The following is a 12658-nucleotide window of genomic DNA, read 5'->3' on the forward strand; positions in this document are numbered from 1 at the left end:
ATGCTGCCGAGCTCGCGCGACGCCGGGAGAGTCGGGAGAACGGAAGCGCAGGCTTTACATCCCGCCCTGCGCCGTTAAGCACGCATGGAGAGGAGGGGCCGTGTCCACTCTGCGTGCCAGGGCGACCGCCGAGCTCCAGTGTCGGATCGACGTGCTCCCGCGCGACGTCGCGCGGTTCGAGGCGGCCGCCGCGGCGAACACGCGAGGTTTCGGGATCCACAAGAGCCAGGTGCTGGCGCTGAAGATCCTCATGAACGAGCTGATCCAGCGCCAGAGAGGCATCCTGGAGCGGCTCGGAGCGGACCTGTCCGACGCCGACTTCGCGGATGGCTTCGGCAAGCTCCTCGTCGAGATCGCGGGCGCGCACGGGGTGTGGAACATCTTTTCTCAGACGCTCGCGCAGCGGGAGCAGCCGGCGCTCGCCCCCCCGCTCGACGCGGCCGACCTCGTGGCCGCCGAGTGTTACCAGGCGTGCATGAACACGGCGCGCAACTGGGGCCTCGTCCCCCGCGAGGGGATGCGCGAGCCGCCGCTGGTCTGCCTGGAGGCGCACTACGGGCCGGTCGCCGTGAGCCGCCAGAACCCGCTCCGCGCCCTCCGCAGCTCGCTCCGGAGCTACCGCGACCTCCGGCTGCCGATACCGATCGTGCTCCTGCCGGCCGATCAGACCGAGTGCGCCTGGCTCCTTGTCATGCTCTGCCACGAGGTCGGCCACAACGTCGATCAGGATCTGGCGCTCTCGAGCGAGCTGACCAGGGCGCTGCTCCTCGGCACCGACGGGGAGATCCCGTCCGACCGGCAGGAGATCTGGTTCGGCTGGACCCGGGAGATCCTCGCCGACGCGATCGGTGTCCTCCTCGGCAACGCCGGCTTCGCGCTGGCGCTCGCGTCGCTGCAACTCGTGCTCGCGCCCGGGAGCCAGCAAGGCGAGCTTGACCGGCGCGATCCTCACCCGCACCCGATGATCCGCGTCCCGCTGCTCGCCGCGCTGCTGCGGCGGCTCGGGGTCGCGGCGCTCGCCGGCGCGGCCGACCAGATAGAGCAGGACTGGCGGGCGCTGCCCGCGCCGGCCTGGGTCGCGCCGTTCCTCGGCGACCTCGGCGCGATCGCGGGCACGTTCCTGGAGAGGAAGCTGGACGCGCTCGGCGGTCGCGCGCTCAGGGAGCTCCACCCGGACGTCGCGGCCGACGTGAAGCGGGCAGACGCGCTCGCGCGCTTTCTCAGGAGCGGTGAGCTCCGCCCGGCGCCGGACAAACCCTCATATTTCCCCTACCGCCTCGTGCCGGTCGCGGCGCAGCTCGTGGTCGCCTCGGCGCCGTCTCCGGTCGAGCTCGGCGCCGTCCAGCGGCGATCAATGGAGTTCTTCGCGGCGATCCCGCGGCCGCCGATGCTGGCGGGCGCGGCGTCGCTGTCCCCGCAGCGCGCCGCGTCCTATGCGCGGATCGCGCGGTCGGTCGACTTCGCTGGAGATGGCGGATGACCACGAGGCCGAGCGCGCAGCTCTCTCGAACTCCAGAGATCCTCGTCCGCATCGCCCCGGTCCGCCCCGCGGAGCCGGTCACGCCGCGCGCGACCGGCCGCCGCGTGTGCCGGCGCTATCACGCGTGGATCTACACGAAGCTCGATATCTCCTCTCTGCTGCTCGGGGACCCCGGCGCGGTCGAGCCGGGCGGCGCGTCGCCGCTGCCCGAGATGGCGGGGCTGCCGCTCATCGGCCATGAAGAGATCTCCGTCACCTGGCTCAGCTACGCCGAGTATCTGAGCATGTTTTACGAGGGCGAGGAGGCCCTGCTCGAGCTGCGGCGCCGCCTCATCGGGTCGATCTCCCGCGGGCTCCGGGCGATCCTGCGGCTCCGGCCGCACGCGCCCCGGCGGCTGCGCATCTGGTGGTCGACCGAAACGCCCGAGCTCGACGAGCTTCCCTGGGAGATCCTCCTCCACGGCGAGCACCGCCCGCCGCGCCTCTCGATCGTGCGGGGGATCCCGGGGCGGGTCGTGCCGCCGCTCTCCCTGCGGGAGGGACAGCCGCTGCGCGTCGCCGTGGTCGACCCGACCGGCGGCGCGCCCGCCTCGCTCTCCGAGGCGCTGGAGGGCCTGGGCTCCGGCATCGAGGTCGCCTGGATCGAGGAGGACGACGCGCGCAAAGCGCTCTCCGCGGCGATCCAGGCGGGATTCGAGGTGATCCACGTGGTGGCCGACGGCATGGTGCCGCTCGGCCTGGAGGGCCTCCTCGAGTTCTCGGGGGACGAGGACGACACGCTCTCCTCCCTGGAGCTCACTGCCATGCTGCGCGGGTCGAGCGCCACGATCCTCTCGCTCACCCCGCCGGAGACTCCCCGCGTGGGCCACGGCGGCATGCCCGCCGTGTACCACGCGTTCGCGCACTTCGGCCATCAAAGCGGCGATGGCCCCACGATCGCCGCCCAGCTCGGCCCCATGCATCCACGCGTGTACCGCGAGTTCTGGCGCGCGTTCTACGAGCGGCTCGCGGCGTCGCTCGACGTGGAGGACGCGATGATGGCGGCGTCGCAGCGCCCCCTCCTGACGCCCGTCGTTCTGTTCCTCCGGCACCGCTTCGGCCGGCAGTTCACCCGGCAGGGCGACGACGCGCGGCGCTCTCCCACGTGGCCGACGCTCGGCGCGGGGCAGACCCCGGAGGGCGACGTGCCGCTCACGCCGGCGCAGGTGACCGCCGATCTCTCGTGCTCCCGCGACCTGCTCGACGCGGCGAAGACGCTGGAGGCCCGCTACGCGGCGCTCGGGCTCGAGTTCCCGGGCAAGGGCCTCATCGAGCGCGAGGGCCAGCGGCAGGCCGCCCTCGATGAGGCGCTCGATCAATCCCTGTCCGAGGACACGGAGCCATGAGAAACCCCGAGTTCGTTGTCGACATCGAGCCTGGCGGGGGCTCGCGCCTGCGGCTGTGCGTCCACGCCAGCCACCTCGCGCCCATCGATGACGAGCTCGAACGACCCTTTCCGAGCTTCCCGCCCGCGGAGCTCGACGAGCTGCGGAGCGGCTACGGGTCGGAGCAGATGACCGAGTCCCTGGCCGAGCAGGTCACCGGCTGGCTGCTCCAGAACGATCTCCGCGGCCACCTGGGCACCGCGGTGAACGCGGCGACTCAGCCCTTCCGGATCGTCTTCCGGCCGCACCCGGCGGTGCTTCCGTACCTGCACGACGTCCCCTTCGAGCTGCTCAAGCTCGACGCCGACCGGCTCGCGCTGCACCCCTTGGTACGGGGGATCGTCCACTCGTACAAGCGCCACCGCGGGGTGGCCGCGCCGCCGGCGCTGCGCTGGAGCTGGCCTTTCCGCGTGCTCTTCGTCCGCACGAACCCGAAGGACCTCGGCGGGGACGTGCCGCCCGTGCTGCCCATCCGCGATCGCGTCGTCGCGATCGCGCGCGGGTGCGGGCTCGCCGACGTCGTGGAGGTCGCGGTGCTGAGCAGCGAGGCGGGCGCAGGCGGGCCCGTCACCTACGATGCCTTCCGCGCCGAGCTGCGCAACGTGCGCTACGATCTCCTCGTTTACCTGGGGCACGGCGACCTCCAGGAGGTCGGGTTCGAGGGGTTGCCCCCGATCGGCGTCCTCCTGTTCGAGCTCGACGGCAGCGACTTCGCCAACCCGATCCGCGCCGATCAGCTCCGGAGCGAGCTCCTGAACCGGCCCGTGCCGGTCGTGGTGCTCGCGGGCTGCATGACCGCGGCGGGCGAGGTGCTGCGCGAGCGGCTGCCGCAGTGGATGCGCGGCAACCAGAACGTGGCGCACTCGCTGATCCACGGCGAGTCCGGCGTCCAGTGCGCGATCGGGATGCGTCACCGGCTGGAGGCGGCGGACGCCGAGCGCTTCCTCCAGGCGTTCGTCCTCAGCCTGCTCAAGCAGTGCCCGGGCGACGTCGAACGGGCCGTGCGGGCGGGACGCGAGGAGATGTTCGCGCAGAAGCCGTACCCGCCCAGCTGGTCGGCGCCCGTCCTCTTCCGCGCGGCGAACGTGGAGCCGCTGTTCGACTTCCTGTGCACCGCGCCGACCGCGTTCGACCCGCTCGACGAGCACGACCAGGCGCTGCGGGAGAAGTTCTGGAAGAAGCGGAGCGAGCTGCCGGCCGCGCTGCCCCCGGAGACCCGACATTTCTCGAGCTTACTGCTCGATACGGTGGAATCAACGTTCCTCGACCGCAGGCGGCAGGGGGGGGCCACCCTGGTGTGGCCCGCGCGGAACGAGGCGAAGCCCGGCGATACCGTGAAGGTGTCTGTCCAGCTCATGGAGTCGGTCTCCGTGTCGCGCCTGGAAGGACGGCTGTCCTTCGCCGAGGCGATCACGGTGCGGGCAGCCCGGCCGGCGTCGGGGCTCAAGGCTGCGGGGCTGCGCGCGTTCTTCGCCCTGGATCAACCGGGCGAGGTGCGGTTCGTCGCGTCCGCCCCTTCCGGAGAGCCGGTGACGCTCGGCGCTGGTCCGCTGTTCGAGGTCGACCTGACGCTGCCCGGCGCGTTCCCCGCCGTGTACGAGTTGCGGGTTGACGCGCTCGCATCCGAACCGAGGTTGTTCATGTGCGGCTGGAACAATGCGATCGTTGTGCCGCTGCCATGAGGCCGCGCCGGGGTCGATATGAAAGCGATCAAGCCGGAGGAGCCGACGCAACCCTCGTTGCTGGAGGCTCACCCCGAGCTGCGGGCGCTCCTTGACCGGTCCGAGCTCTTCCGCCGTACCGAGGAGCGCTATCGCATCGAGATCGAAGGTCAAACGCTCTACCTCGTGCGGGGGGACACGCTCGGCTCGCGCGAGGAGCTGCTCATCGACGCGCTCGTCCGCGGCTCCGCGCCCGAGAGCGCCGACCCGCTCAGCCGCGCGCTCTTCCTTGAGCTGCCCGGACACCTTCAGGAGGTGATCCGCGGTCTCACGCGATCGGAACCACAACCGTCACCCAAGAGCCCGGGTGCTCCGGGCCAAGGAGAATCGCCATGGCCATCACCGATCCGGCCATCGCGCAGAAGGTAGGGGAGCTCAAGACGAGGCTCCCCACGTTCGAGCTCGATGGGAAGCTGATGTATGTCGCGGAGGGCGACCTCCTGCTGGAAGAGGAGCAGCTCGCCGACTACGTGCCTCACGCCGCCAACGTGGAGCCGCCCAACCTGGACGCCGGCCCCGGAGGGGAGGGGCTGGTCGGCATCCTGCAGGACGGCAGGCCGCTGCGCTGGCGTCCGGGGTTCGTGATCACGTACTGCGTGCTCAGGGCGACCTTCCGGGACGAGCGCCAGTACGCGACGGTGCGCGCCAACATGCTGACGGCCACGCGCGACTGGGAGGAGACCTGCGGCGTGTCGTTCCGCCACGTGGCCGAGCTCGACGGGAGCACGAGCCGCCCCGCGGAGGTCGTGTTCCCGGTGCGGCTCAACCTCTCCGGCGGGGCTTTCATCGCCGCGTCCTTCTTCCCGAACGACCCGGTCGGGAGAAGGCAGCTCCTGATCAATCCCTCCTATTTCTCGCCCTCGCTCGGGTTCAACCCCGTCGGCGTGCTCCGGCACGAGCTGGGTCACGTCCTCGGCTTCCGGCATGAGCACATCCGGAGCGGCGCTCCGCCCGCCTGCCCCCGGGAGGACATGTCGCAGACCATCGACCTCACGGCCTACGATCCCAGGTCGGTGATGCACTATTTCTGCGGCGGCGTGGGGAACCCCGAGCTCGAGATCACCGAGGTCGACGTGCAGGGGTCGCAGCGGGTATACGGCATGCCGCTCTCCAGCTTCCGCCTGGTGGCTTGAAGGCCGGGGCGCGCACCGGCGTGGCGCCGGCATCGCCTCTGAGCTCCTGAGCGGCGCCGGCCTCGTCCGGTGAGGTGCCCTCTCCAGCGCGGCTGCCTGCGCCGCGTCGACCCCACGCGACCGCAACCGAACGCGCCCCGGTCCCGGCTCGCCGACTCAAGCCTCCAGGCCGCGATGCTCTCGATGGCTCAGGCTCGATCGCGCGGGGCGACCCGACCCAGGTTGGGCATCACCGATCGGCTGAGTCGCTGGGACGGACAGCCGGTTATGGTCGGGTCTCCGGGGGAGCGGCGCGAGCCTCCTCGACGCGGCGCAGGCAGGCTTCCCGGTTTGCTCGGGCCATGGGCTCGGGCACGCGAAGGAGCTCTATCCTCCGCTCGACGGGTATGCAGTAGGTGGTCGCGGTCCACAGCTTCGGGTCGTCGACACCGCGGAGCGGCTCGAGGTTGGTCCACACCCGCACGAGCTTGTCGTCGGACGCGGTGACGATCCGCTTGCCATCCGGACTGAAGGCCACGGCGTTGACCGGAGAGTCGGAGACGCGCAGGACCAGTGGCTCGCCCGAACCGTCGGCGTTCCACATCCGCGCTGTCTTGTCCTGGGACCCAGTGACGATGCGTCTCCCGTCGGGGCTGAACGCTGCCCCTATGGCCCAGTGGTCGTGGCCACGAAGCACCAGGGACTCGCCCGTGCCATCGGCATTCCATACCCGCGCGGTCTTGTCATAGGACGCGGTGACGATGCGCTTGCCGTCGGGACTGAACACCGCCGAACGGATCCGGCCTTCATGGCCCCGAAGGATGATGGGCGCGCCTGTGCCGTCAGCGTTCCACACGCGCGCGGTCTTGTCCCAGGACGCGGTGACGATGCGCTTGCCGTCGGGGCTGAACGCCGCCGCTTCGACCCGATCCTCGTGGCCCCGAAGGATGATGGGCGCGCCTGTGCCGTCAGCGTTCCACACGCGCGCGGTCTTGTCCCAGGACGCGGTGACGATGCGCTTGCCGTCGGGGCTGAACGCGGCCGAGTAGATCTCGCTCCGGTGACCGCGCAGGACCACGGGCGTGCCGGTGCCGTCGGCGTTCCACACGCGCGCGGTCTTGTCCCAGGACGCGGTGACGATGCGCTTGCCGTCGGGGCTGAATGCGGCCGAGTAGACCTCGCTCTGGTGACCGCGCAGGACCACGGGCGTGCCTGTGCCGTCGGCGTTCCACACGCGCGCGGTCTTGTCGTACGACGCCGACGCGATGCGCCTGCCGTCAGGGCTGAACGCCGCCCCCAGCACCCCCTTCCCGTGCCCCCGAAGGATGATGGGCGCGCCGGTGCCGTCAGCGTTCCACACGCGTGTGGTCTTGTCCCAGGACGCGGTGACGATGCGCTTGCCGTCGGGGCCGAACGCCGCGGAACCGATACCGTCCTCATGACCCCGGAGGACCATGGGCGCGCCGGTGCCGTCAGCGTTCCACACGCGCGCGGTCTTGTCCCAGGACGCGGTGACGATGCGCTTGCCATCGGGGCTGAACGCGGCCGAATAGATCACCTCGTCGTGACCCCGGAGGACCAGGGGCGCGCCTGTGCCGTCGGCGTTTTGCACCCACGCCGTCTGGTCCCAGGACGCGGTGACGACGCGCTTGCCATCGGGGCTGAACGCCGCAGAAGTGAGCCGGTCGTCGTGACCTCGGAGGATCACGGGTGCGCCCGTGCCGTCAGCGTTCCACACGCGCGCGGTCTTGTCCCAGGACGCGGTGACGACGCGCTTGCCGTCGGGGCTGAACGCCGCCGAACTGAGCCGATCGTGGTGACCCCGGAGGACCACGGGCGTGCCCGTGCCATCGGCGTTCCACACGCGCGCGGTCCCGTCGTGCGACGCGGTGACGACGCGCTCGCCGTCGGGGCTGAACGCGGCCGAAGTGACCCGATCGTCGTGCCCCCGGAGGACCACGGGCGTGCCCGTGCCATCGGCGTTCCGCACGCGCGCGGTCCCGTCGTGCGACGCGGTGACGACGCGCTTGCCGTCGGGGCTGAACGCGGCCGAAGTGACCCGATCGTCGTGACCCCGAAGGACGATGGGCTCGCCCGTGCCATCGGCGTTCCACACGCGCGCGGATCCATCGGAGCAGGCCGTGACGATGCGCTCGCCGTCGGGGCTGTAGCGCGCGTCCGTGACCCAGTCGGGATGGCTGAGCACCGCGCGAGCGACCCCGCCGTGCAGCGCCGACCACTCCAGGAAGTCCCACCCTCGCGGCACATTGGGCGGCTCGACCTCGCGCAGGATCGCGAGCACGGTCGTGGCATCGGTTTGCAGCTCGCGGGCCGTGGCCATGCGGGTCGCGTTGCGCGCCTCCCGGGCTTCGACCTGCGCGCGAGCCGCCTCCTGGTCAGCGCGCACGGCCTGCTGATTGGCGCGCGTGGCCTGCTGATTGGCACGGATCGCCAGGCACGACACGACGACCGCGATCGCGCCCAGCGCGGCGGCCGTGCCGACGGCGAGCCGCCGGCGCAGACGCCGCGCGTGCTCGACCAGGCCCACGACGGCCAGCAGATATCGCTCCTCGCGCTTGCCGAGCCCGACGTGCCAATCGGCTCCCAGGTCGGCGCGACGGCGCTCGTGCCACGCCCTCGCGTCCTCCGCCGCGCGGTCGCGCCAGAGCAGCCCCTCGGCCTCACCGCTCGCCTTCCACTGCTGGGCCGCGGCGCGCAGCCGGGCCAGGAACTGCGCGTCTTGCTCGCTCTCGGCGAGCCACTGGCCGAGCTTCGGCCACCTGTCGATCAAGGATTCGTGGACCAGCTCCACCGTCGTGCGGTCGCGCGCTCCTCCGGCCTCGTCGCAGCCAGCCTCGATGTGCAGGAGCCGCGCGCCCGCCAGGCGCTGGACCACCTGCGCGATCGCGTCGCCGGCAGCGCCATCGCCTTCCTGCGCTGCCTCGCGGAGCTCCTCCAGGCTCACCACCGCGCGCGTGCGCTCGGGCGTGACCAGGCGCAGGAGCACCGCCCGGGCCAGCCGCTGCTCGCGCGACGGCAGCGACGAGAGCACCGCGTCCGCATGGGCGGACAGCGCGCCGGCGACGCCGCCGAGGCGTTCATAGCTGTCCCGCGTGAGCAGCCGGCGCTCGCGATCCCGCGCCTCCCACAGCATCGTGGCCGTGAACTGCAAGAGCGGGAGCGGGCTCCGCGTGCCCTCCAGCGTGCCCAGCATGTGCTCGATCATCTCGGCGGTCTCGAAGCGAACCCCGGCCGCCTCGAGCGGCCGCGTCAGGGCCTCGCGCAGGCCATCGCGCCCCATGGGCCGCAGGAACCAGAGCCCGTGGGTCACGTCGGTCATGAAATTGCGGTCCTCGGCCACGCGCTCGAGGAAGTCCGAGCGGACGGCGAGCAGGACGCGCAGGGGCGACGACGCGTCGTCGGCCGCGCCCTCCAGGCAGGCGACGAACGCCGCCAGCTCCTCGGAGGGGGCTCCGAGCGTATAGAGCTCCTCGAGCTGATCGACGAAGAGCACGATACGGCGCCTCCTCCCTTCATGGCGACAGCGCGCGCGCAGCCGGGCGCCCAGGGCACCTGGCTGGGTGCGCAAGGTGGCGACCAGCGCGTCATGATCGGGGAGCTCGGGAGCGCCCTTCGCTGCCCCGCTTCCCGCCGTCGCCCCAGGCGTGGACTCCGCCTCGGCGACCTGCACGAGCACATCGGCGAGCGCGGACAGTGGACGGCGCCCCGGCCGCAGGACGAACGCCTCCCAGTGGCCTTCGGCTCCCTTCAAGGCGGGGATCACGCCCGCGCGCACGAACGACGACTTGCCCGCCCCGGAGGGTCCGGCGATGACGAGGAGCTGCTGGCTCCGCACCCGCGTCGTCATGGCGGCGATGTCCCGATCGCGGCCGAAGAAGCGCGCGGCGTCCGCCTCCTGGAAGGCGGACAGGCCGGCGAACGGGCTCTCGTCCTCGCCCAGGTCGAGCGCCTTTCGGCTTGGCAGGAGCGCCTCGAGCTCGGCGAGGAGCTCCTGGGCCGAGCCGATGCGCTCGGCCCTGTGCTTCTTCAGGCAGCGGTCCACGAGGGCGCCGAGCGCGCCCGCCTCGGGACGCCTCTCGCTCACGCTGGGCATCGGGACATCGAGGTCCACGATGTCCGAGAGCCGTGCGCGCGAGAATGGCTCCAGCGGGTGCGCCCCGGTGAGCAGCTCGTACAGGATGATGCCCACGGCCCAGAGGTCGGTGCGACCATCGATGTCCCTGCCCAGCAGCTGCTCGGGCGCCATGTAGTGAGGCGTGCCGACGATCGCGCTCCTCCGGTGCTGGCCAGCGTCTCCGGCGAGCGCGGCCGGCGCGCCCGTGATCGTCGAGACCACGCCCGCGTCGATCCGCTTGGCGATGCCGAAATCGAGCACCTTGATGCCGCCCGCGTCATCCAGGCGGATGTTCTCCGGCTTGAGATCGCGGTGCACGATCCCGACCGCGTGCGCGCAGAGGAGCGCGCGAACTACCGGGATCATGAGCTCGACCACCTGGCCGGGCGACATCGGGCCGGGCGGCGCGGCGGCAGTGGGCGACCCGGGCGCGCTGGGTTGCTCGCGCTGGGCCATCCATTCGCGCAGCGTGCGGCCCTTGATGTACTCGAGCACGAGGTAGGGACATCCAAGGATCTCGTCGACCTCGTGGATGACGACGATGTTCTCGTGCCTGCAGCGCGCCGTGGCCCGCGCCTCGTCCAGGAAGCGCTCGACCGTCTGCCCGGTGTAACGGCGGAGGAGTTTGATCGCGACCAGGCGGCCGAGCCTCGTGTCGCGGGCCAGGTACACGACCCCCATGCCGCCCCGGCCCAGCTTGCGAATGATCTCGTAGTGCTTGAGGACGTCGCCGGCCTTCAGGTGCATGCGACCCGCGATGGGCTCGGCCGGCGCCCCCGCATCAGCGGTCCGGAGAGGCACGGCGTCGCGCGCTTGCCCGCTGGATGTCAGGCTGGCCGGGACCTCGGCGAGCGTGCGCGCGGGTTCCTCACCGGAGATCCCGGGCGCGCCCAGGTCGTCAGGGTGGATCGCCGCGTCCCGTCCCGAGGCGGTCAGGGCGGCGCAGCCGGCTGCCTCCTCTCGCCTCGCCCCGGCCCCGCTCGGCGCGGCGTCCAGGATCAGGTCCTCCCGGCGGAGCCCGGTTACCTCGCAGGCGTCGAGCTCGCGCAGCAGATCGTCCGCCGTGCCGGCCCGCGCCGCGACATCCTCGATCGTCGCCCGTCGCAAGATGGCCCCGAGCGGGTGATCGAGGAGCGCACGCGGGATCCGGCCGGGCTCGCCGCCTTCCGGCGTGAGAGCGTCTCCATCCGGAGACATTCCGCAAGCTGCCCGCCTGCCCGTGAGGCACTCGAGGAACACGAGCCCCCACGCGTACAGGTCCGAGCGCGCTATCGGCGCGAACCCCCGGCGCTGCTCGGGCGCCGCGTAGGCCTGCGCGCCGATGAGCTCGGTGCCGGAGGCGTGCGCTCCGTCCTCTCCGCCGGGCGCTCCGGCGGCGACCGCGGCCAAGCCGAAGCCGAACAGCAGCGCGCTCCGCTCTGCCCCCGAGGGCACGACCATCACGTGGGCCGGCCTGACGTCCCCGTGGACGATGCCCTGCCGGTGCGCGCAGGCCAGCGCGTCGAGGACCTGCCTCATCAGGCGTCGCGCCTCCTGCGGATCGAGCGCGCCGCGGACCGACAGCAGCTCGGCCAGGCTCTGCCCGGGCGCGCGCTCGAACACGGTATAGAGCAGCCCCTCGTCCGTCTGTCCCGCGTCGATGAGCCGGACGATGTTGGGGTGGCGGAGCCGCGCGCAGCGGCCCATCTCCCGCAGGAAGCGCGCGCCGCGGCGTCGCGCGATGCCCCCGGAGACCCCCTCCGGGAGGATGCGTACGACCTCGAGGACGACGGGCTGCCCACCCGCGATCTGCCGCCCGTGGTAGATCGCGGCGTGGGGGGTCTCCCAGGGCGGGGAGAGGATCTCGTAGCGGCCCTGGAACAACGTCCTTGGAGCGAGGGTCACCTGGTTCATCATGGTCCCTCCGGTCGCGGCCGCCTCGCGTGGCAGTTGCGGGCGAAACGTCCTCATCCGGATCGATGTCGCCGGCGCAGCGAGTCCGGCGGTCGAGCTTGCCCCGCGCCGCGGAGAGAGCTCGATGAGGTGGCCGGCCCGGCTCTGGGGCAGCCAGCCGCGCTGCCCTATCGCTTCTTCTTCGGGCAGCCAACCTCGCTGCCCATCGCTTCTTCTATAGAGTCGTCTCCGCCCCTCGTCCGGCACAAGCGTGTACCCAGCGCACCTCGCGGCGCGCGTGCCGCCAGCCGCCCTGCCGGACGAGCATGGCATCAAGCCAGCTGGCGAAGGGAGCGAATGCAGAGGGCGCTCTGGAGCAGAGGGCGCCTGGGACAGAACGCGCGCGGCGCAGCGCAGCGGGCGCTCCGGCCTGGCCTTGTGGCGTCAGCCGCTGCAGGACTGGGCCGCTCGGCGTGCCCTGCCCGGTCCCGCTTCGCTCTTGCCTCGTGCGCTGCCGGCCTCGCCTCGCCGCCGTGCGTGCGACGACGGGGCTCTTCTTCGTCGCCGGCCTGACCCTCGGCGCGCAGGGCCGCGCCGAGGCCCCGAGGCTCGATCGAGGCGGTCGCCGGCGCCGGAGGGCAGGGGGCGAACCCGGACGTGCTGGGCTCCGGCGGAGACGACGGGGAGTCGCCGGGATTTCCGCCGTGAGGGCGTAGGGCGGCGCGAGAGGGGAGGCGGAACGGGGATGTCGCGATGGGGTGGGGCGGCCTCGCGAGGGGGTGCGGGTGGGTCGGGACCGAAACGGGAGGCCTCGGAGGGGGAGGCGGGGTGGTCGCGACGTGGCGGAGCGGCCTCGCGAGGGGGGCGGGTCGGTCTGAAACCGAAACGGGCGGCCTCGGAGGGGGCGCGAGGAG

At 72.1% G+C, this 12658-nt stretch carries 5 protein-coding genes; 4 read left to right on the top strand and 1 reads right to left on the bottom strand.

Annotated features, from left to right (window positions below):
* The first annotated feature begins 100 nt into the window (after window positions 1-100).
* The 4 genes from POL72_RS23925 (at window position 101) to POL72_RS23940 (ending at window position 5758) form a co-directional block, all read left to right on the top strand.
* The gene (locus POL72_RS23925) at window positions 101-1480 is read left to right on the top strand and encodes a hypothetical protein (protein WP_272097835.1); all 1380 of its coding nucleotides are present in this window, start codon (window positions 101-103) and stop codon (window positions 1478-1480) included.
* A complete protein-coding gene (locus POL72_RS23930; protein ID WP_272097836.1) occupies window positions 1477-2865 on the top strand; it encodes a CHAT domain-containing protein in 1389 nt (462 codons plus the stop codon). Before POL72_RS23925 ends, POL72_RS23930 begins: the two co-directional genes overlap by 4 nt.
* Window positions 2862-4586: a CHAT domain-containing protein gene (locus POL72_RS23935; protein ID WP_272097837.1), complete on the top strand. Its 1725-nt coding sequence runs from the start codon at window positions 2862-2864 to the stop codon at window positions 4584-4586. Before POL72_RS23930 ends, POL72_RS23935 begins: the two co-directional genes overlap by 4 nt.
* 371 nt (window positions 4587-4957) lie before the next feature.
* The gene (locus tag POL72_RS23940; protein ID WP_272097838.1) at window positions 4958-5758 is read left to right on the top strand and encodes a zinc metalloprotease; all 801 of its coding nucleotides are present in this window, start codon (window positions 4958-4960) and stop codon (window positions 5756-5758) included.
* Window positions 5759-6023: 265 nt separating this feature from the next.
* Here the strand turns inward: POL72_RS23940 and POL72_RS23945 are convergent, their stop codons facing one another.
* The gene (locus POL72_RS23945) at window positions 6024-11822 is read right to left on the bottom strand and encodes an nSTAND1 domain-containing NTPase (protein ID WP_276596884.1); all 5799 of its coding nucleotides are present in this window, start codon (window positions 11820-11822) and stop codon (window positions 6024-6026) included.
* Window positions 11823-12658: the final 836 nt, after the last annotated feature.

Source organism: Sorangium aterium (genome assembly GCF_028368935.1).
GTDB lineage: Bacteria > Myxococcota_A > Polyangia > Polyangiales > Polyangiaceae > Sorangium > Sorangium atrum.